The following is a 20,758-nucleotide window of genomic DNA, read 5'->3' on the forward strand; positions in this document are numbered from 1 at the left end:
CTGATCGCTGATCGCTGAGCATCAACGACGAGCACGACCACCTCACTCATGCCGGCACACGGCCCGCCACGCTAACCGCCCAGCAGCCCCATCAGCGCCGCGGCGCGGCGGATTCGCCAATACGGACCCACGCTCCTAGGAGGGCGGGTCCTTCAGCAACGCGGCCAGCTCGAAGTGCATGGGATCGGTGTAGCTCCAGTCGCCACCCCAGGAGAAACCCCACTTCTTGAAGATCGCGACCACGCGCCGGTCCATCTCCCCGCGGGTGCCGCGCTGGTTGCCCGGGACGTTCATGTCGAGCGCGATGCCCCAGGTGTGCAGGGAGATCGGCTGGTTCGGGTTGCTCTCGATGAACCTGGGCACGTAGCAGCCCGCGTACTCGTCGGGATGGATCTTCGCGGCGATGCCCGACCGCACGACCTCCTCGAGCGCGCCGCGCAGCTGCGGCAGCATCAGGCGGTGGCAGGTGACCTTGCCGAGGAGCGGGACGGTCTCGGTCCTGATGTTCGCGCGCACCCACTGCGGGTCGGGCGAGATCGTGCCGTTGGCGGAGTAGCGGTACGAGAACGTGCCGAACGCCTGTGCCGCCGCGTTGCCGGTGAGGAACGAGCGCGGGACGGCCGCCGGGGCGGTGAGGAGGTCGACGTCGGCGCGCTTGCCGACCAGTCGGGTCACCCGCTGGCCGACCTCACCGGGGTCGGCCCGGCCGACCGAGGCCACCAGGCCCGTGGTGCCGCGCAGGCCGAGCTGCCTGCCCACGGCGTCGCTGACCACGACGTCGATGCCCGGCAGGGTCGTCGCGAACGCACCCACCCGCCGGCTCGTGCCGCCGAGGTCGGCCTGGGCGCCGAGGGAGAGGGCGAGCGTCCGTGCCCTGGTGTGCATGACGGCCAGCTCGCCGCGCGCGACGCTCTGCCAGAGAGCGTCGGACTCGGCCGTGCCGGTCGGGGCGTACGAGCGGAAGGTCGAGGGGTCGACGGCTGCGACCGTCACCTTCGTGCCGTTCACGGTGGTGGTGCCGGCAGCGAACGTCAGTGTCGTGCCGACGCCGCGCACGCGGTCGATCGCCGTGCGCAGGGACGCGGTGAGGGTGCCGCGGCCGCGGACGAGCAGGTCCGCGGCGTTCTTGGCGCCCAGCGGCCGCACCGTGACCGGGGTCTGCGAGGCGGGCGAGGTCGCGGCTGCGCCGCTCGAGGTCGCGCCGGTGGTCGGGCGGCCGCTCGTCCCGGCGGGGCCGCCGGGGGAGTCGGACCCGCAGGCAGCTAACATCACAAAGCAGGTCGAAACTGTGCAAAGAGTCACGGCTGCGCGGCCCCGGGCCATGCGCGGCCGAGAAATGACCACCTGACCTCCTTGCGCGACTACCCCTGGTGAACGAGACTAAGCGGCTCAGGTAACGCCGTGGCGACGCTCCGTCATCGAATACGCTCCGAAGATTTCTGCAAAGAAGGGTTTTCCAAGGAGCTGAATGCCGATACGGTGTTGGCTACGCGTGAAGTTCCGCCGGGGGGATCCAGTGATGCACGGGAAAGGCCGTGAGGCAGCGGGGGGCGCAGGTCGGTGAATCCGCGCCCGTTGCACGCGAGACCTCCTTCTGAACCCACACCGCCGGTAACGCCTGCCGGCGATCTGACGATCTCACAGTTGACCGATCTCGATCTCGAGGATCTCGTCCCTCTCGCCGTTGACGGGGATCCTCGAGCGACAGAGGAGTTGCTCGGCCGGCTGCGTCCTTTGGTGCTCAGGTACTGTCGCGCGCGGCTGGGCCGTGTAGGAGGTTCGTTCGACCAAGCCGATGACGTCGCGCAGGAGGTGTGTGTGGCCGTCCTGGCTGCGCTACCGCGCTACCGGGACGAGGGCAAGCCGTTCACGGCCCTCGTCTTCGGCATTGCCGCGCGCAAGGTCGTCGATCACCACCGCGTCGCCGCGCGCACCGCGTACCCGACCGAGGATCTGCCCGAACGCGAGGACGGCGCACCCGGTCCCGAAGAGCTCATGCTGCGCGGCGCCGACGCCGAGCGCGCACGCGCCCTGCTCGACCAGCTCCCGGAGAACCTCAGGCACCTCCTGATGCTCCGGGTCGCGGCGGGCCTGTCCGCCGAAGAGACCGGCCAGGCGCTCGAGATGAGCCCTGGCGCCGTGCGAGTGGCCCAGCACCGGGCCCTCGCGCGACTCCGTACCCTCGTGGGGCAGGATCAGGACCACGAGCACAGCCCGCAGCCCGACTCCGAGTCCCCCAACCCCCGGGGGCGTCACCGGGCGCAGAGACAGCGCAAGCGCGGTAAGGAGGTGACGACGTGAGTCGCCCAAGCTCCCCCCACGCGGGTGACCTCGATGCTGTGCTGCGTGACGACCTTGCGCTCGAACAGATCGGCCGTGGCCGTCGTCCTCGCGGTGCCGACCAGGCGCTCAAGATGCTGTGTGCGATCGCCGAGGACGTCGAGGTGCGCGTGCCTCGACGCCGTGCCCGCGGGTCCCGGCTGACCCGTGGTCTGCTCGCCACGACGGTCGCCGCCACCGTGCTCGGTGTCACCGGCGTCGCGGCCGCCGAACCCGGCGGCTCCGGCAGCCTCGCCTTCTGGACGGCGCAACCCGGCCAGAGCCACGTCGACGCGGCCGACCGGTCGATCGGCGAGGCCCAGCGGTCGCTCCTCGAGGGCAACCGCACCGAGGCCACCCAGGCGCTCGACGAGGCCGACCAGGAGCTGATGCGCGCGAGCCAGAGCAGGCGTACCGCGCTGCTCAAGCGCCGCTCGACCGAGCTGCGCGGGCACACCAACTCCAAGACACCGCGTCCGCTGCCGACCACGGAGTCGACGCCGACCTGGTCCTGGTCGTGGGGCATCCCCGGCGGTGGGCCCGGCTGGCAGCCCAAGGGCAAGTGCCTGCTGATCCTCTGCACGACGACGTCGTCCGCGAAGCCGACCGTGCAGAAGACGCCTGGCGCGTCGACCTCGACGGAGGAACGTCCCGGCCTGCTGTTCCGCCGGCCGAGCAGTGCGACGCCGACCACGCCCGGCGCGCCCGGGCTGCCGTCGCCGTCCTCGCCCAACTCGCCCTCGGCGACGCCGGTGCTGCCGACCTCGCCGACGACGACGAAGCCGTCCCCGTCCGACACCGACTCCTCGTCGCCGAGCGACGACGGGTCCGACGAGAACACCCCGAGCGGGCGGCCGAGCGCCAGCCCCACGCCGTAACGCACACACGGAGCGGCCGGTCACCCCAGCGCGGGGTGACCGGCCGCTCCGTCGCGTTCAGTCGTCTTCCGGCTCGTCCTCCGCGGCGTCGAGGACGCCGTCGAGGTAGCCGCGGGCGTAGTCCCAGCTGACGTACTGCGACGGGTCGGGTGCGAACGCGGGCTCGTGCACGCCCGACCGTCCGTCGCCGATCATCTGGCGCAGGTTGCCGCCGAGCAGGTCCCAGTCGAAGTAGTGCTCCTCGCCGCACTCGCTGCACGCCATCGCGAGCCCGCGGACGCCCTGCGGCTCGAGCAGCGCGCGGAACATCTCGACGTCCTGGAGGTCGGACTCGACGCCGACGCGCTCGTCATCGGTGAGCCCGGGCTCGTCGTCGGGGTCGTCGCCGAGCAGGGCGGCCGGATCATCGGGGTCACCGGCGAACGGGTCGCGAGGCGTCTCGTCACGCACGTTGCCACCCTAACGGGATGCCGGCGCGCCCGCGCACCGACGCGGGGTTCACCGCACGTAGCATGGGAGGCACCGCCCGCTCTCCGCCCAGAAGGTGTCATGGACCTCACCGGTGTTTCCGAGAAGTTCGCTCGACTGGGGCTCACGTTCGACGACGTCCTGCTGCTGCCAGGTGCGTCCGACGTGCTGCCGAGCGGCGCCGATACGTCGACCAGGGTGTCGAGACGTGTGGTGCTGCGCGTGCCGCTCGCGTCGTCGCCCATGGACACCGTCACCGAAGCGCGGATGGCGATCGCGATGGCACGGCAGGGTGGCATCGGGGTGCTGCACCGCAACCTGTCCATCGACGACCAGGCGTCGCAGGTCGACCTGGTGAAGCGGTCCGAGGCCGGCATGGTCACCAACCCGGTCACCTGCTCGCCCGACGACATCCTCGGCGCCGTCGACAAGATGTGCGCGCTCTACCGCATCTCTGGCGCACCGGTCGTCGACGCAGCCGGAGTGCTCGTCGGCATCGTGACCAACCGCGACATGCGGTTCGAGCGCGACGAGACCAGGCCCGTGCGTGAGGTCATGACGCCGATGCCGCTCGTCACCGCGGCGCCCGACGTCGATGCCGACGAGGCGTTCCGGTTGCTGCGTACGCACAAGGTGGAGAAGCTGCCACTCGTCGACGCGGCCGGTCGGCTGCAGGGACTCATCACCGTCAAGGACTTCGTCAAGCGCGACCAGTACCCGGGCGCCACCAAGGATGCGGACGGACGTCTCGTGGTCGCCGCCGCGATCGGGGTCGGGGAGGACGCGTACAAGCGCGCGCGCTCTCTCGTCGACGCGGACGTCGACCTGCTCGTCGTCGACACCTCGCACGGGCACGCGAACGCCGTGATCGAGATGGTGCGCAGGCTGAAGAAGGACACCGACGTCGACGTGGTCGGCGGTAACGTCGCCACCGCGGCAGGGGCGCAGGCGCTCGTCGACGCCGGTGTCGACGGTGTCAAGGTCGGGGTCGGGCCGGGGTCGATCTGCACCACCAGGGTCGTCGCCGGGGTGGGCGCACCACAGATCACCGCGATCCACGAGGCTGCCTCGGTGTGCAAGCCCGCCGGTGTGCCCGTCATCGGTGACGGCGGCCTGCAGTACTCCGGTGACATCGCCAAGGCGATCGTCGCCGGTGCCGACACCGTGATGCTGGGCAGCCTGCTCGCCGGGTGCGAGGAGAGCCCTGGCGAGCTGCTGTTCATCAACGGCAAGCAGTTCAAGTCGTACCGCGGCATGGGCTCGCTCGGCGCGATGGAGAGCCGCGGCGGGCAGAAGTCCTACTCCAAGGACAGGTACATGCAGGACGACGTCATGTCCGACGACAAGCTCGTGCCCGAGGGCATCGAGGGGCAGGTGCCGTACCGTGGGCCGCTGTCGGCCGTGGCGTACCAGCTGATCGGTGGGCTACGGCTCGCGATGGGGTACGTCGGCGCGCAGACGATCCCGGAGATGTACGAGAAGGGCCGGTTCACCCGGATCACCGCCGCGGGGCTCACCGAGAGCCACCCGCACGACATCGCGATGACCGTCGAGGCCCCCAACTACCACGGCCGCTGAGGCCCGAGGAGACCATGAACGATCCAGCGAAGGAGCTCGACGAGCGGGCCGGAGGTAGGAGCCGCGGTCGACCGAGCACCCGAGCTGACGCCGTCGCGGCACCTGCCGGAGGGCCGGGAGGAGGCGGTCGCGCGTGAACGACGTCGAGATCGGCCGGGGCAAACGTGGGCGCGTGGCGTACGGGTTCGAGGACGTCGCCATCGTGCCGTCGCGGCGCACCCGCGACCCCGAGGAGGTCTCGGTCGCCTGGCAGATCGACGCGTACCGGTTCGAGATGCCGCTGGTGGTCCCGCCGATGGACAGCGTCGTCTCGCCGCAGACCGCGATCACCGTCGGGCGGCTCGGCGGTCTCGCCGTGCTCGACCTCGAGGGCCTGTGGACCCGGTACGACGACCCGGAGCCGCTGCTCGCGGAGGTGGGCGAGCTGCCCGAGGACGTCGCGACCAAGCGGCTCCAGGAGATCTACGCCGAGCCGGTCAAGGAGGAGCTGATCGGTCGCCGGATCGAGGAGGTCAGGCGGGGCGGCGTGATCGTCGCCGGCGCGCTGACGCCGCAGCGGACCGCCCAGTACTACAAGGCGGTCATCGACGCGGGCGCCGACATCTTCGTGATCCGCGGCACCACGGTGTCGGCCGAGCACGTGTCGAGCCGCTCCGAGCCGTTGAACCTCAAGCAGTTCATCTACGAGCTCGACGTCCCCGTCGTCGTCGGCGGATGTGCCACGTACCAGGCGGCGCAGCACCTGATGCGCACCGGTGCGGCCGGCGTGCTCGTCGGCTTCGGTGGCGGGTCGGCGCACACGACCCGCAAGGTGCTCGGTGTCGCCGTGCCGATGGCGACGGCGATCGCCGACGTCGCGGCGGCGCGGCGCGACTACCTCGACGAGTCCGGCGGCAGGTACGTCCACGTCATCGCCGACGGCGGCATGGCCAGGAGCGGCGACGTCACCAAGGCGATCGCGTGCGGCGCCGACGCCGTCATGGTGGGCTCGCCGCTCGCGCGCTCGGCCGAGGCGCCGGGACGCGGCTGGCACTGGGGCGCCGAGGCCACGCACGGCGAGCTGCCCCGCGGCGAGCGCGTCCACGTCGGCACGGTCGGCTCGCTGGAGCAGGTGCTGCTCGGGCCGTCCAAGGTGTCCGACGGGTCGATGAACTTCGTCGGCGCCCTGCGCCGGGCGATGGCGACGACGGGGTACTCCGAGCTCAAGGAGTTCCAGCGCGTCGAGGTCGTGGTCGACCCCGGGCACTGACCGTCAGGTGTCGAGGTCGAGCACGACCTTCACGTCGTCGTCGCGCGGCGTCATCGCGTCGGCGAAGTCGGCCAGCGGGATCCGCCGGACGAGCCGGTCGAGCCAGCCGCGATCGGCGCGGGTGAGAGCGGCCGTCGCGAGCTCGTAGTGACGCCGGTTGGCGTTGACCGAGCCGATGACGACGTCGTTCTCGAGCACGAGCTCGCGGTTGAGACCCCCCATGTCGGTCGTGAGGGTGCGGCCGGCCGACGACACACCGGTCAGGCAGACGATGCCGTACGGCGCGGTGTGGGCCATGGCGTCGAAGACGAGCCGGTCGACGCCGGTCGCCTCGATGACGATGTCGGGGCGGAGCGCGCTCGCGACCTCGGCCATGTCGCCATGGTGGTAGTCGGCGCCGAGATCGGCGACCAGGCGAGGCTTGGGGCCCGCCGTCACCCGGTCGAGCACGTGCACGTCGAGGCCGCGTTGAACGCCGAGCAGCGCGGCGAGCAGTCCGATGGGACCCGCGCCGGTGACCAGGACCGTACGCGGCTCGAACCACGAGCGCGCCCCGATCCGCTCGATCTGCTCCCATGCCTTGGCCACCACCGACGTGGGCTCGACGAGGACCGCCACGCGGTCGAGCGCAGCGTCGACGCGGACCGCGTACCCGGGCTCGACCGTCCAGCGTTCGCTGCCATACCCGTCGAGCCGCTTGATGCCGCGCTCGGTGTAGCCGCCGTTGCGGCACATGTCGAACTCCCCGCGGGCACACGCTCCGCACGGCTCGGGATCGGGCCGACGCACCACGCCGACGACGAGATCGCCGGCGGCGAACCCGCTGCCGGTAGGCGCGTCGAGCACCCGCCCCGCCGACTCGTGCCCCAGCACCAGCCGGTCACGTCCCGGCGGCGCCCACCCGTACGCGCCCGACGCGATCTCACGGTCGGTGCCGCAGATGCCGAGTGCGACGCCCTGCACCAGCAGCTCGCCCTCGGCGGGTACCGGCTCCTCGACCTCGACCACGGAAGCGACCTCGGACCGACCGGGAACGACCGTCAACGCACGCATGAAGCCACCCTGCCACGCCCGGTCGCGGCGGTGCCGTGTGCGGTGCGAGGGGTCGTCGGTGGAGCTTCACCTCACCGACGTGGACTTCACCTCGTCCCGGCACGAGGTGAAGTCCACGTTGATCACGTGAACGTGATCAACGGCGCAGACGGACCGACGCCCGCTCGCGCGGGTCGGTCGCCGCGGCCACCAGCCAGGACATCGCGTCCTTGCCGGCCACCACCGGGTTGCTGAGGTGGCCGACCTCGGCGACCTCCATCGTCACCCGGTCGCCGGGCCGCAGGGTGAACGACATCTCCGGGACGATCCCGGTGCCGGTCGCCAGGATCACGCCCTGCGGGAACGGCGCCTCGCGGAAGAGGTGCTCGACGAGGTCGGCGAAGGTGCGGTGCAGCCTGGCCGTGGAGGTGTGGCCCTCCCAGACGACGCCCCCGTCGCGCTCCACGGTGAGGGAGACGGCAAGGTCGTTCGGGTCGGCGACCTCCCATGCCGGACGGACGCCGGCCGCGAGCGCGCAGGATCCCGCATAGACCTTCGCCTGCGGCAGGTAGAGGGGGTTCTCGCCCTCGATCGTCCGCGAGCTGACGTCGTCGCAGACGGTGTAGCCGACGACCTCGGCGTAAGCGTTGAGGACGAGCGCGAGCTCCGCCTCGGGCACGTCGAGCCCGGAGTCCTCGCGTACCGCGATCGGTTCGCCGTCGGTGACCACGCGCCATGGCACCGACTTGAAGAACAGCTCCGGCCGCTTCGCGTCGTAGACGGCGGTGTAGGCGTCGGCCTGCGTGCTCTCCTCCGTCCGCGCCTCCCGGGAACGCTGGTACGTGACACCGGCCGCCCACACCTCCATCAGGCCGTCCGTCGGCGGCAGCGGCACCAGGTCGCCGAGGTCGCGCCCGGGACCGGACGCGCCCTCGACGAGCGCGGTGATCTCGCCGAGCGGCCGGGTCAGCAGGTCGCCCATGTCGTCGATGCCGGCGAGAGCGGTCACGACGCCGTCGCGTTCGACGCCCAATCCATGCGCGCCCGTGTCACGCCCGATGTACCTGAGGATGCGTGAGAAACCAGGTGTCTGTGTCACGCTCTCATTGTGTCGGAAACGTCGCTGCGCACCTACTCCTCGTCCGCCGTCGACGGTGGACGAGTGCGGCTCGACGTGGTCGAGTCGGTCGCCGCGGCGTCGACCGCGTCGGTGGTCTCGGTCGTGCGGCCGGGTGGTTCCTGGCCGCCGGGCCCGTCGCTCGCCAGCGCCCTGGCGTGCAGGACGTTGCCGATCAGCAGGTCGTAGATCAGGATGCCGATCGCGCCGCCGACGAGTGGGCCGATGATCGGTATCCAGAAGTAGGCACTGTAGGCACCGTCGACGCTGCCGGGCATGGCGAACTCACCCCAGCCCGCCGTCCATGCGAAGAGGCGCGGACCGAAGTCGCGTGCCGGGTTGATCGCGTAACCGGCGTTGGCGCCGAACGACATGCCGATCGCCGCGACCGCGAACCCGATGAGCAGCGGTCCGAGGTTGGCCTTCACCGCGGTGTTGCGCAGGTCGATGATCGCCACGATGAAGATGACGAGGAACATCGTGCCGACGATCTGGTCGATCAGCGGACCCCACACACTTCCGTTGAAGTACGGCGCGGGCGCGGTCGAGAAGATCGTCAGCGTCGTGTTGGTGTGACCGTTGATCTTCGGGCCTTCCGCCGCGGCGTCGAACGCCTTGATCGCGTGGAAGTACACGAGATAGACCAGCGCTGCCCCGGCGAACCCGCCGAGTACCTGCGCGATCATGTACGGCGCGACCTTGCGCCAGGGGAACTTGCGGCGTATCGCGAACGCCAGTGTCACCGCCGGGTTGATGTGCGCCCCGCTGACGCCGCCCGCCACGTAGACGGCGAGCGTGACCGCGAGCGCCCAGCCCCAGGTGATCAGCAGCCAGTCACCGGCACCGAGGAAGAACGTGGTCGGCCCCTCGGTACGGCCGGAACCAGGTAGACCCGCGACGGCGGCGGCGACCACGCCGTCCCCGAACGCGATCAGGATCAACGTGCCCAAGAACTCCGCGACCAGCTCGCCTCTGAGGCCTCCGAGCCTTTTGAGCCCGCTCCCCTTGGCGATCAGCGGAGGAATGTCGACAGCCATGTCGCACCTCCCCGGCGGTATGCCCTGCGCCAGTTGTACTGCTTGGCAGTCCCGTGAGCAATGCTTGTGCGAGAAGCGATACGCACCGACGATGGTGAGGTGCGGGCGTCAGTGGGCGCTCGGCCCGGAGAGAGGCGTCCATGAAGAAGCTCATCAACGCAGCCGACGACGTGGTCGCGGAGGCCCTGGCCGGCCTCGGCGCCGCGCACCCCGACTATCTCAGGGTCAGCGACGAACCCCGCTATGTCGCGCGGGTCGACGCTCCTGTCGGAGGCAAGGTCGCGCTCGTCTCCGGTGGTGGCTCAGGGCACGAGCCGATGCACGGTGGGTTCGTCGGCAAGGGGATGCTCGACGCCGCGTGTCCCGGCGAGGTCTTCACGTCACCGACTCCGGACCAGATGCTCGAGGCGGCGAAGGCCGTGCACGGCGGCGACGGTGTGCTGTTCATCGTGAAGAACTACACGGGTGACGTCATGAACTTCGAGATGGCGGCGGAGCTCGCCAAGGAGGAGGGCATCGACGTCGCGTCCGTCGTGATCGACGACGACGTCGCGGTGCAGGACTCGACGTTCACGGCGGGCAGGCGCGGCGTCGGCGCGACCGTGCTCGCGGAGAAGGTCTGCGGTGCCTCGGCCGCACGTGGTGAGGGCCTCGAGACCGTGGCACACCACTGTCGCAAGGTGAACTCACAGAGTCGCAGCATGGGCATGGCGCTCACGTCGTGCACCGTGCCGGCAGTGGGCAACCCGACCTTCCAGCTCGGCGAGGACGAGATGGAGATCGGCGTCGGCATCCATGGCGAGCCGGGCAGGGAGCGGGTGCCGCTCGCGCCGGCGAAGGAGATCGTCGAACGCCTCGTCGAGCCGGTGCTGTCCGACCTGCCGTTCGAGCGCGGCGACCGGGTGCTGGCGTTCGTCAACTCGATGGGCGGCACGCCGCTCGTCGAGCTCTACGTCGTCTACCACGAGCTGAAGAAGCTCCTCGACTCGAAGGGGATCGCGATCGCGCGCAACCTGATCGGCCCGTACATGACGTCGTTGGAGATGGCCGGCTGCTCGATCACGCTGCTCAGGCTCGACGACGAGCTGATCGACCTGTGGGACGCCCCGGTCGACACGCCGGCCCTGCGGTGGAGCTGACCCGTGCCGCTGACGGTCTCCCAGGCAGACAAGTGGGTGCGGGCGTTCGCGGACGTCGTCGCCGAGCGCAAGACAGAGCTGACCGGTCTCGACTCGGCGATCGGCGACGGTGACCACGGCATCAACCTCGACCGCGGCATGCGTGCGGTCGTCGAGAAGCTCGACGCGGCCGAGCCCGGCGACCTCGGCGGCCTGCTCCGCGCCGTCGGCATGACGCTGATCTCCAAGGTCGGTGGCGCGAGCGGACCGCTCTACGGCACGTTCTTCCTCGAGGGCGGCAAGTCCCTCGGCGCCATGGCCGAGGCGTCCGACGCCGACCTGGTGGCGGCGGTGACCGCGGCGGTCGCGGGCGTCCAGGCGAGGGGGAAGGCGGAGCCGGGCGACAAGACGATGGTCGACGCTCTCGTCCCCGCGCGCGACGCCCTGCGCGAGGCGGTCGAGGGCGGCACCGGTCTCGACGAGGCGCTGGCGCGCGCCGCGGAGGCGGCCGAACGCGGCCGCGACGCGACGAAGCCGCTCGTCGCGCGCAAGGGCCGGGCGAGCTACCTGGGCGAGCGCAGCGCCGGGTACGTCGATCCCGGCGCGACGTCGAGCGCCCTGCTGTTGCGCTGCGCGGCCACGACCCTCGCCTCCGGGTAGCGGGGACGAGGGGGGAGCGGCATGGCCGTGGGGATCGTGCTGGTGTCGCACAGCGCCGCGGTGGCGCGCGGGGCGGCCGAGCTGGCGCGCGAGATGGCCGGCGACGTCGTCCTGGAGCCCGCGGGCGGGCTCGACGAGCCGGGCGAGCCGCTCGGCACCGACGCCGTCCGCGTCGCCGAGGCGATCGGTCGGGCCGACTCCGGTGACGGTGTGCTCGTGCTGATGGATCTCGGCAGCGCCGTGCTGTCCGCGGAGACCGCGCTCGACCTCGTCGACGGCATCGACGTCGCCCTGTGCGACGCGCCGTTCGTCGAGGGCGCCGTGGCCGGCGCGGTCGCCGCGCAGGCGGGTGAGCCGCTCGCCGCCGTCGCCGCCGAGGCTCGGCGGGGCCTGGCGGCCAAGACCGCGCACCTCGGTGGGGACGAGCCCGCCGACGAGGCCACGCCCGATGACGACGACCGGCGGTCGTGGCGGCGCGTCGAGCTCGACGTGACCAACCGGCTTGGGCTGCACGGCAGGCCCGCCGCGCGGATCGTCCGTACGGCCGCGCGCTTCGACGCCGAGGTACGCGTCGCCGACCTCGACAATGGGAACGGCCCGGTCTCCGCGCGCAGCCTCGCGAGCGTCATGGCGCTTGGCGTGGTGCGGGGCCACCGGATCGAGGTGAGCGCCGCGGGCCCCGGCGCAGCAGAGGTGCTCGAGGCGCTCGGCGCACTCGCGGCGACCGGTTTCGGCGACGAGGCGGAGCCGGAGCCCGCACCGCCGCCGGTGCGGACGCCGGCGGCCGTCCCCGACGGCGTCACGTTCCGCGGACTCGCCGCGGCCCCGGGCAGCGCGCTCGGCCCGGTACGCCACCTCAGACTCACCGACGTGCCCGACCCCGACGGCTCGCCGGGCACCCGGGACGAGGAGGCGCAGCGGCTGCGCACCGCGGTCGGCGACGTGGGCCGCGAGCTGGCGGCGGCACGCGACGACGCGGCGGCGACCCTCGGTGCGGAGGCCGCCGACATCCTCGAGATGCAGGCGCTCCTGCTCGACGACGCCGCTCTGCTCGACGCCGCGGTCGCGCGCGTGGGCGAGGGGGAGCCCGCCGGGCGTGCCTGGCGGGGGGCCGTCGCCGGTGTGGTGACCGCGTACGCCGGCGTCGACGACGACTACCAGCGCGCCCGCGTCGACGACATCGAGGACGTCGGGCGTCGGGTCGTGGCGGCACTGGCCGGTGTCCCCGTCCGGCGGACGGTCAGCGGTCCAGGCGTGGTCGTCGCCGAGGTCCTCGGCCCGGCCGACACCGCCGCTCTCGACCGGTCGCTGGTGCGTGGCATCCTCACCGCGTCGGGCGCGCCGACGGGTCACGCCGCGATCCTCGCCAGGGCGCTGGGCGTGCCCGCGGTGGTGGGCGCGGGGGAAGCCGTGCTGCGGCTCGACGAGGCCCAGCCGGTGCTGCTCGACGGGGACACGGGGGCGGTCTACGTCCAGCCGGACCGCACCGTGCGCCGCGAGTACGAGCGCCGGCAGGCCGCAGCCGGAGCCGCGCACGACGCCGCGTTGCTCACCGCGACCGAGCCGGCCGTGACGAGCGACGGCGTGCGTATCACGGTCGAGGCGAACGTCGGGTCGCTCGCGGACGCCTCCGACGCCGCACGACAGGGTGCAGACGGCGTGGGGCTGCTGCGCACCGAGTTCCTGTTCCTCGGCAGGGACGAGCCGCCGACCGAGGACGAGCAGGTCGAGGCCTACACGGCGGTCGCCGTGCGGCTCGGCGGCGGTGTCGTGACGGTGCGCACGCTCGACGTCGGGGCCGACAAGCCGGCCCCGTACCTGCGGCAGGCCCGGGAGGACAACCCGTTCCTCGGCGTGCGCGGCCTGCGGCTGGGGCTCGCGCGTCCCGACGTCCTCTCGACCCAGCTGCGTGCCGTCCTGCGGGTCGCGGCGGACCATCCGGTGCGGGTGATGTTCCCGATGGTGTCGAGCCTCGACGAGCTCGACGAGGCGAGCGCCCTGCTGGACCGTGCGCGTGCGGAGGTCGGCACCGGCGTGCACCTGCCGGTGGGGGTGATGGTGGAGGTGCCCGCGGTCGGCCTGCTGGCCGAGGCGTTCGCCGAGCGGGTCGACTTCCTGTCCGTCGGCACCAACGACCTCACGCAGTACGTCCTCGCCGCCGACCGCGGCAACGCGGGTGTCGCGGCGCTCGGCGACGCGTGCCACCCCGCGGTGCTCGCGCTGGTGCGGCGGACGGCGCTGGCGGCCCGCGACCGCGACCGCCCGGTCGCCGTGTGCGGCGAGCTCGCGGGCGACCCGACGGTCACGTCGCTGCTCGTCGGGCTCGGCGTGACCGAGCTCTCCGTCGTGCCCACGGCCGTGCCCCTGGTGAAGCAGGCCGTGCGCGCGACGTCGTACGCCGACGCGACCCGGCTGGCGGAACAGGCGCTGCGGAGGCGGACGGCGGCCGAGGTGCGCCGTGACGTGTCAGAGCCTCAGCGGGCCATGACCCGCTGAGGCTCTGACAACGTCGGCGGGGTCAGGCCGCCTTCACCGTCACGGGGATGTTGCCGCGGGTGGCCTTCGAGTACGGGCACACCTGGTGCGCCGCGTCGGCCAGCTCCTGCACCTTGGCGGTGTCGAGGCCGGGGACGTCGACCGTCAGGTCGACGGTGATGCCGAAGCTCTCACCCTCGGGGCCGAAGCCGACCTCGGCCGTCACCGTCGCCGCGGACGCGTCGACGCTCTGCTTCTTGGCGACCAGGCCGAGCGCGCCGGTGAAGCAGGCCGCGTAGCCGGCGGCGAACAGCTGCTCGGGGTTGGTCTTGCCGCCCGGGCCACCCATCTCCTTCGGAGCGTCGAGCTCGACGTCGAGAATGCCGTCCTCGCTGGTACTGCGGCCACCGCGTCGGCCACCCGTCGAGACCACCTTCGTGCGGTAGACGATCTTCTCGGGCGTCTTGACGTCGCTCATGTGCTCTCCTGTTGTCGAGGAATGTCGATACCCACACCCTAGGCACGTAGGCTCTCCGCCCATGAGCACCGTGAGCAACGTGCGTACGAGACTGCCCGACGCGCCGGACAGCGCGACCGTGTCCCGGCTCACCGAACGGGTGGTCGCGTCGGGCAGCAAGCGGTCGCCGCTCCTCGCCCCCTACACGGGCGAGGCGATCGCCGAGCTGCCGCAGTCGACTCCGCGCAAGGACGTCGCCGAGGCGTACCGCAGAGCACGCGAGGCACAGGCGGCCTGGGCGAGGCGCTCGCCCCGGGAGCGCGCGAACGTCCTGCTCCGCCTGCACGACCTCGTGCTCGACCGGCAGCGCGAGGCGCTCGACCTCGTCCAGTGGGAGAACGGCAAGGCTCGTGCGCACGCGTTCGAGGAGGTCGCCGACGTCGCGCTCGGCTGCCGCTACTACGGCCGCACCGGTCCCGGCTACCTCATGCCCAGGCGGCGTGCGGGGCTGCTGCCGCTGCTCACCCAGGTCGTCGAGCTGCACCACCCGGTGGGCGTGGTCGGCGTCGTCTCCCCGTGGAACTACCCGCTGACGCTGGGCGTGTCCGACACCGTGGCGGCGCTGCTCGCCGGCAACGCGGTCGTCCAGCGGCCCGACCCGCAGGCGTCGCTCAGCTGCCTGTGGGGCGCGAACCTCGCGTACGAGGCGGGCCTGCCCGACGGCCTCTGGCAGGTCGTGCTCGGCCCCGGGTCGTCGGTCGGCGCGGCGGTGCTCGACGAGGCCGACTACGTGATGTTCACCGGGTCGACGAAGACCGGACGCACCGTCGCAGAGAAGGCTGCCAAACGCCTCGTCGGCTGCACGCTCGAGCTCGGCGGCAAGAACCCCATGCTGGTGCTGCGTGACGCCGACCTCGGTCGTGCCGCCGAGGGTGCGGTACGCGCGTCCTTCGCGTCGTCCGGCCAGCTGTGCATCTCGATGGAACGCATCTACGTCGCGGCGTCGCGATACGACGAGTTCGTGGAGCGGTTCCTCGCGCGCGTCGACGCGATGCGGGTCGGGGCGGCGTTCGACTTCTCCATGGACATGGGTTCGCTGACGTCGCAGGACCAGCTCGACAAGGTGACCGCGCATGTCGACGACGCGCGTGAGCACGGCGCCCACGTGCTCGCCGGCGGCCGGCCGCGACCCGACCTCGGGCCGTACTTCTACGAGCCGACCGTGCTGGGCAACGTCACGTCCGACGCCCGGTGCTACGGCGAGGAGACCTTCGGTCCGGTCGTCAGCGTGTACCCGTTCAAGAACGAGGACGAGGCGGTCCGGCTCGCCAACGAGGGTGCCAACGGACTCAACGCCAGCGTGTGGACGACGGACATCGCCCGCGGGCGTGCGATCGCCGGGCGGATCCGTGCGGGCACGGTCAACGTGAACGAGGCCTACGCGGCGGCCTGGGGATCGATGGACGCGCCGATGGGCGGCATGGGCGACTCCGGTCTCGGCCGGCGCCACGGCGCCGCCGGCGTGCTGAAGTACACCGAGTCGCAGACGATCGCCACCCAGCGCGCGCTGCCGCTGAGCCCGCCGGCCGGCGTGACCGACGAGCAGTGGGCGACCATCTTCACCGGCATCCTGCGGCTGCTGCGCAGGTCGGGCCGCCGCTGAAGGCCGGGCGGGGGCATGATGGCGGGTATGGGTGCCGTCGAGCACGACTACGACGTCGCCGTCGTCGGTTCCGGCTTCGGCGGCAGTGTCACCGCACTGCGCCTCGCGGAGAAGGGCTACCGCGTGGTGGTGCTCGAGGCCGGCCGGCGGTTCGCGCCCGAGGAGTTCCCGACGACGTCGTGGGACGTCCGCCGCTTCCTGTGGGCGCCGTGGCTCCGGTGCTTCGGCATCCAGCGGATCAGCGTGCTGCGCAACGTCGTGGTCCTGTCCGGCAGCGGTGTCGGCGGGGGATCGCTCGTCTACGCGAACACGCTGTACGAGCCGCCCGAGGCGTTCTTCCGTGACGAGCAGTGGCGCGACATCACCGACTGGCACGACGAGCTGCGGCCGCACTACGACCAGGCTCGCCGGATGCTGGGGGTCACGCAGAACGCCACGGTCACGCCGTCCGACGAGGCGATGCGTGAGGTGGCGGACGAGATGGGCGTCGGCCACACGTTCCGGCTCGCGCCGGTCGGCGTGTGGTTCGGTGAGCCGGGGGAGACCGTCGACGACCCGTACTTCGGCGGCGCGGGTCCGCGGCGTACGGGGTGCATCGAGTGCGGCTCGTGCATGACGGGATGCCGGTACGGCGCCAAGAACACCCTGCCCACCAACTACCTCCACCTCGCCGAGGGGCTGGGCGTGGAGGTCAGGCCGATGACGACCGTGACGGCCGTACGCCCGCATGTGCGCGGCGGCGGATACGCGATCGAGACGGTGCGCACCGGCACCCGCTGGAAGGACCGCGACCGGCTCACCGCCGACCAGGTCGTCTTCGCCGCGGGAGCGCTCGGCACGCAGCGACTGCTGCACCGCATGCGCGACGATGGCGTGCTGCCCCGGCTGTCCCCGGCTCTCGGGCGGCTGACGAGGACCAACTCCGAGGCGCTGCTCGGCGCCATGCGCCCGCGTAACCGGCCCGGCGCCGACTTCACCCGTGGCATCGCCATCACGTCGTCGTGGCACCCGGACGAGAACACCCACGTGGAGCCGGTGCGGTACGGCAGGGGCAGCAACCTGATGGGCCTGCTCGCCACGGTGCTCGTCGACGGCGGCGGTCGGCTGCCGCGTCCGGTGCGGTGGCTGGTGAACCAGTCGCACCACCCGGTCGACTTCTTCCGCTCGCTCGACGTCCGCCGGTGGTCGGAGCGTACGGTCATCGCGCTCGTCATGCAGACGCTCGACAACTCGCTCACCGTGTCGCTGCGCCGCGGCCCGTTCGGCCGCCGGCTGACGTCGCGACAGGGCCACGGCGAGCCGAACCCCACCTGGATCCCGGTGGCGCACGAGGCTGTGCGCCGGCTGGCCGATGCCATCGGCGGCAAGCCGGGCGGCACCTGGGGCGACGTGTTCAACGTCCCGATGACCGCGCACATCCTCGGCGGCTGCGCGATCGGCGCGACCCGGGACGACGGGGTCGTCGACGCCTATCACCGGGTTTACGGCCACCCCGGCCTGCACGTCGTGGACGGGTCGGCGGTGAGCGCCAACCTCGGGGTCAACCCGTCGCTGACGATCACCGCCCAGGCCGAGCGGGCGATGTCGCTGTGGCCGAACCGCGGGGAGGCCGACCCCCGCCCGCCGCTCGACACCGCGTACGAGCGCGTGCCGCCCGTCGCGCCCTGCGACCCTGCGGTGCCCGCGACCGCCCCGGCCGCCCTCCGCCTGCCCGACCCGCGCCCCCGGCCCTGACGGTGCGGTCTAGCCGCACTCGCGGGCGGCGTCCACGTCCAGGTAGAACGCCTCCCAGAGGTGCCCGTCGAGATCCTCGAAGCTGCGGCCGTACAGGAAGCCCTGGTCGTTCGTCTCGTTCGACACCGTGCCGCCGGCGGCGATCGCGCGGTCGACCACCTCGTCGACGCGCTCCCTGCTCTCGACGCCGAGGGAGACGATCACCTCCGCCGTACGCGTCGCGTCGGCGACGTCCTTCGTCGTGAAGGACGAGAAGAACGGCTCGGCCAGCAGCATCACGTACACGCTGTCATCCAGGACCAGGCACGCGGCCTTGTCATCGGTACAGCTCGGCTCGAACGCGTAGCCGATCGCGGCGAAGAAGTCCTTCGACCGCTCCAGGTCCCTGACGGGCAGGTTGACGAAGATCTGGTTGGGCATCCGGTGCGGCTCCCTTCCGGACGGGTGACGATTCGTGGCGGTGCGTGTTCGTCAGGTCAGACCACGGACGCCACGAAAAGTCATCGCCCGACCGATGACTTCCTGCCGGCCCGCCGGTCTGTACAGCAGGTGGAGGTCCTGCGAAGGTTCTCCGGGCGGCATGGCCGGTTTGAGGAGATGATGGCGTCGTGACGACGACGAACGACACGGTCGGCGAGGACTTCCTCCGCGAGACCGACACCTACCGCCGCGAGCTGCTCGCGCACTGCTACCGCATGGTCGGCTCCGTCCACGACGCCGAGGACCTCGTCCAGGAGACCTACCTGCGTGCCTGGCGCGCGCGTGACAAGTTCGAGGGCCGCTCGTCCCTGCGCACCTGGCTGCACCGGATCGCGACGCGGACGTGCCTGACGGCCCTCGACGGCCGTGCGCGCCGCCCGATGCCCACCGGCCTCGGCGAGCCGGGCTCGGACGCGTCGGACGAGCTCGTGGCGCGCCACGAGGTGCCCTGGCTGGAGCCCGTGCCCGACGCGCTCCTCGGCTCCGACCACGACGACCCCGCCACGGTCGTCACGTCGCGGTCGAGCATCCGGCTGGCGTTCGTCGCGGCGTTGCAGCACCTGCCGCCGCGGCAGCGCGCCGTGCTGATCCTCCGCGACGTCCTGCAGTGGCGCGCCGCCGAGGTGGCCGAGGCGCTCGAGACCACGACCGCGGCCGTCAACAGCATCCTGCAGCGGGCCCGCGCCACGCTCGACCAGGTGACGCCCAGCGAGGACGACGTGGTCGAGCCGACGTCGGCCGACCAGCGCGCGCTCCTCGAGAAGTACGTCAGGGTGTTCGAGCAGAAGGACATCCCCGGCATCGTCGAGCTGTTCACGTCCGAGGCGATCTGGGAGATGCCGCCGTTCATCGGCTGGTACCAGGGGCCGGAGAACATCGGCCGCCTCATCGACACGCAGTGCCCGGCCGACGGCCCGTCCAGCATGCGGCTCATCCCGACGTCGGCCAACGGCCAGCCCGCGTTCGGCGTGTACCTGCGCGAGCGCGACGGCGACGACTACCAGCAGTTCAACCTGCACGTCCTCACCATCGCCGAGGGCCGCGTGGCCCACGTCGGCGCCTTCTTCGGGGCCGAGATGTTCCGGAAGTTCGGCCTGCCCGAGTCGATTCCCGCGGCCTGAGCCGCACGAGGGGACACACCATGGACGACGAGGCACACGCAGCCGTCCACGAGGCGGTCGGGCTGCTCGAGCGGGCCGTCGGCTTCACCCTCGGGTGCCTGCACCTCGTGACGCCGCAGGCGTTCTCCCGCGACACCCCGTGCGGCGAGTGGAACCTCGAGGCGTTGCTGTACCACCTCGACGACTCGTTCATCGCGCTCCACGAGGCGGTCGACGGCGGGCACATCGACCTCAGCGGCCCCGCACAACCGGTGGTGGACGAGCGGTCCGACCTCGTCGCCCTCATCCGCCGTCACGCCTCCCAGCTGGTGGGCGCGTGGACCAGGACCGTCGACATCCCGCCCGTGGTCGACGCCGGAGCGCCGATGCCCGCCGCCCTCGTCGCGAGCACCGGTGCCCTGGAGATCGCCGTCCACGGCTGGGACGTGGCGCAGGCCTGCGGTCGGCACCGGTCGATCCCGCCCGCGCTGAGCCGGGAGCTGCTCGCGACGGCCCCGCTGTACGTTACGCCCGCCGAGCGCCCCGACCTGTTCGGCGCCGAGGTCGCTCTGCCGCGGCTCGCCAGCCCGGGCGACCGGCTGCTCGCCCACCTGGGTCGCAACCCGCATCGCGCCCTCGTCAACCGCACGGCCTCGTGGCTGTGCCGGGCGGCGTGAGCGGATCGCAACGTTCCGCGTCACCTTGCCCGCGACCGGCGCCGGTAGGGTGCGGCGAGTGGACCTCGGCCTGATCATCCCCGCCGACGTGGCACCGTCCCCCGTGCTGGGCGCCGGGCTCGTCGTCGTCATCCTGCTCGTCGTCGTCGTGCTCGCCGGCATCGCGGCGGCGATCGTCCTCGCGGTCAGGTCCTCGCGGCGCCGCGCCGACGCGCGTCGCCGGCAGGGTCCGCCGCCGGGTCAGGGCCCGCCGCCGGGTTACGGTCCGCCGCCGGGTCAGGGCCCGCCTCCCGGGCAGGGTCCGCCGCCGGGGCATCCGTGAGCACGACGTCAGCGGAGCAGGGTGAGCGCGAGGCCGGCGGCCGCGCTCGCCGCGTTGGCGAGCACGCTCACGACGGCCAGCCAGGCCCGGCCGATCCCGCACCGGCCAGGCTCAAACCAACACAGGGCCACCACCAGGACCAGCCACTCGACGGCGCAGACCAGGACCTCACCGACCACGAACGCGGTCGCGTACTCGCCCACGCCGTCGGTGAACGGCTTCATGGCGAGCCAGAGCACCGGGTGGGTCACCGCGTTGGCGACCAGTCCGGCGAGCAGGGCGGTCCGCAGGCGCGCGCCGAACAGCCGCGTCAGCACGAGCGCGTAGACGGGCAGCTCGACGACGCAGGTGACCGCGAGCGCGAGCGCGTACCCGGAGCCGGCGGTCATGGTGA

General features: G+C 72.1%; 20 protein-coding genes. 12 read left to right on the forward strand and 8 right to left on the reverse strand.

Translation table 11 applies throughout. The features are described 5' to 3' along the window. Positions 1–135: 135 nt before the first annotated feature. Positions 136–1,272 carry a M15 family peptidase gene (locus tag GEV10_18880; protein MQA80514.1) on the reverse strand — a complete coding sequence of 379 codons (1,137 nt, stop codon included), beginning with the start codon at positions 1,270–1,272 and terminating at the stop codon, positions 136–138. Between the two features lie 357 nt (positions 1,273–1,629). Here GEV10_18880 and GEV10_18885 point away from each other — a divergent pair, with 357 nt between their 5' ends. After that, positions 1,630–2,301: a sigma-70 family RNA polymerase sigma factor gene (locus GEV10_18885; protein ID MQA80515.1), complete on the forward strand. Its 672-nt coding sequence runs from the start codon at positions 1,630–1,632 to the stop codon at positions 2,299–2,301. Beyond that, a complete protein-coding gene (locus GEV10_18890; GenBank protein ID MQA80516.1) occupies positions 2,298–3,197 on the forward strand; it encodes a hypothetical protein in 900 nt (299 codons plus the stop codon). Before GEV10_18885 ends, GEV10_18890 begins: the two co-directional genes overlap by 4 nt. 57 nt (positions 3,198–3,254) lie before the next feature. Here the strand turns inward: GEV10_18890 and GEV10_18895 are convergent, their stop codons facing one another. Further along, positions 3,255–3,647: a hypothetical protein gene (locus tag GEV10_18895; protein ID MQA80517.1), complete on the reverse strand. Its 393-nt coding sequence runs from the start codon at positions 3,645–3,647 to the stop codon at positions 3,255–3,257. A 99-nt stretch (positions 3,648–3,746) separates the two neighbouring features. Here GEV10_18895 and guaB point away from each other — a divergent pair, with 99 nt between their 5' ends. Together guaB and GEV10_18905 are read left to right on the forward strand one after the other, a co-directional pair. Further along, positions 3,747–5,243 (forward strand): IMP dehydrogenase, encoded by a 1,497-nt coding sequence (gene guaB, locus GEV10_18900; GenBank protein ID MQA80518.1) that lies wholly within the window; start codon positions 3,747–3,749, stop codon positions 5,241–5,243. 133 nt (positions 5,244–5,376) lie between these two features. Then, entirely contained in the window at positions 5,377–6,492 is a 1,116-nt protein-coding gene (locus tag GEV10_18905; protein MQA80519.1) for a GuaB3 family IMP dehydrogenase-related protein, read from the forward strand. Positions 6,493–6,495: 3 nt separating this feature from the next. Here GEV10_18905 and GEV10_18910 read toward each other — a convergent pair whose 3' ends face one another. The 3 genes from GEV10_18910 to GEV10_18920 all read right to left on the reverse strand — a co-directional run bounded on the left by GEV10_18910 (position 6,496) and on the right by GEV10_18920 (position 9,678). Then, positions 6,496–7,545: an alcohol dehydrogenase catalytic domain-containing protein gene (locus tag GEV10_18910; GenBank protein MQA80520.1), complete on the reverse strand. Its 1,050-nt coding sequence runs from the start codon at positions 7,543–7,545 to the stop codon at positions 6,496–6,498. A 136-nt stretch (positions 7,546–7,681) separates the two neighbouring features. Beyond that, a complete protein-coding gene (locus tag GEV10_18915; GenBank protein MQA80521.1) occupies positions 7,682–8,506 on the reverse strand; it encodes a fumarylacetoacetate hydrolase in 825 nt (274 codons plus the stop codon). A 149-nt stretch (positions 8,507–8,655) separates the two neighbouring features. Beyond that, positions 8,656–9,678, reverse strand: a complete 1,023-nt coding sequence (locus tag GEV10_18920; GenBank protein ID MQA80522.1) for an MIP family channel protein — start codon at positions 9,676–9,678, stop codon at positions 8,656–8,658. Positions 9,679–9,818: 140 nt separating this feature from the next. On the opposite strand from GEV10_18920, the gene dhaK reads away from it, so the two are divergent. The 3 genes from dhaK to ptsP are packed head-to-tail and all read left to right on the forward strand — an operon-like array spanning position 9,819 to position 13,952. After that, positions 9,819–10,817 (forward strand): dihydroxyacetone kinase subunit DhaK, encoded by a 999-nt coding sequence (gene dhaK, locus GEV10_18925; GenBank protein ID MQA80523.1) that lies wholly within the window; start codon positions 9,819–9,821, stop codon positions 10,815–10,817. Positions 10,818–10,820: 3 nt separating this feature from the next. Then, positions 10,821–11,456 (forward strand): dihydroxyacetone kinase subunit L, encoded by a 636-nt coding sequence (gene dhaL / locus GEV10_18930; GenBank protein ID MQA80524.1) that lies wholly within the window; start codon positions 10,821–10,823, stop codon positions 11,454–11,456. 21 nt (positions 11,457–11,477) lie between these two features. After that, complete coding sequence (gene ptsP / locus GEV10_18935; protein ID MQA80525.1) at positions 11,478–13,952, forward strand: phosphoenolpyruvate--protein phosphotransferase; 2,475 nt, start codon at positions 11,478–11,480, stop codon at positions 13,950–13,952. 22 nt (positions 13,953–13,974) lie between these two features. On the opposite strand, the gene GEV10_18940 is transcribed toward ptsP, so the two are convergent. Then, a complete protein-coding gene (locus GEV10_18940) occupies positions 13,975–14,409 on the reverse strand; it encodes an Ohr family peroxiredoxin (GenBank protein MQA80526.1) in 435 nt (144 codons plus the stop codon). Positions 14,410–14,470: 61 nt separating this feature from the next. On the opposite strand from GEV10_18940, the gene GEV10_18945 reads away from it, so the two are divergent. Together GEV10_18945 and GEV10_18950 are read left to right on the forward strand one after the other, a co-directional pair. Beyond that, a complete protein-coding gene (locus GEV10_18945; protein MQA80527.1) occupies positions 14,471–16,051 on the forward strand; it encodes an aldehyde dehydrogenase family protein in 1,581 nt (526 codons plus the stop codon). Between the two features lie 27 nt (positions 16,052–16,078). Further along, positions 16,079–17,785 carry an FAD-dependent oxidoreductase gene (locus tag GEV10_18950; GenBank protein ID MQA80528.1) on the forward strand — a complete coding sequence of 569 codons (1,707 nt, stop codon included), beginning with the start codon at positions 16,079–16,081 and terminating at the stop codon, positions 17,783–17,785. A gap of 9 nt (positions 17,786–17,794) precedes the next feature. Here GEV10_18950 and GEV10_18955 read toward each other — a convergent pair whose 3' ends face one another. Beyond that, entirely contained in the window at positions 17,795–18,205 is a 411-nt protein-coding gene (locus tag GEV10_18955; GenBank protein ID MQA80529.1) for a hypothetical protein, read from the reverse strand. A gap of 188 nt (positions 18,206–18,393) precedes the next feature. Here GEV10_18955 and GEV10_18960 point away from each other — a divergent pair, with 188 nt between their 5' ends. From GEV10_18960 to GEV10_18970, 3 genes are read left to right on the forward strand one after another with little or no spacing between them, the layout of a single operon-like run. Continuing rightward, positions 18,394–19,386, forward strand: coding sequence for a sigma-70 family RNA polymerase sigma factor (locus GEV10_18960; GenBank protein MQA80530.1), 993 nt, complete (start codon positions 18,394–18,396; stop codon positions 19,384–19,386). A gap of 20 nt (positions 19,387–19,406) precedes the next feature. Further along, positions 19,407–20,042 carry a TIGR03086 family protein gene (locus GEV10_18965; GenBank protein ID MQA80531.1) on the forward strand — a complete coding sequence of 212 codons (636 nt, stop codon included), beginning with the start codon at positions 19,407–19,409 and terminating at the stop codon, positions 20,040–20,042. Between the two features lie 58 nt (positions 20,043–20,100). Continuing rightward, positions 20,101–20,364: a hypothetical protein gene (locus tag GEV10_18970; GenBank protein ID MQA80532.1), complete on the forward strand. Its 264-nt coding sequence runs from the start codon at positions 20,101–20,103 to the stop codon at positions 20,362–20,364. 8 nt (positions 20,365–20,372) lie between these two features. Here the strand turns inward: GEV10_18970 and GEV10_18975 are convergent, their stop codons facing one another. After that, positions 20,373–20,753, reverse strand: coding sequence for a hypothetical protein (locus tag GEV10_18975; protein ID MQA80533.1), 381 nt, complete (start codon positions 20,751–20,753; stop codon positions 20,373–20,375). Positions 20,754–20,758 lie beyond the last annotated feature (5 nt).

This window comes from Streptosporangiales bacterium (genome assembly GCA_009379955.1).
Taxonomy (GTDB): domain Bacteria; phylum Actinomycetota; class Actinomycetes; order Streptosporangiales; family WHST01; genus WHST01.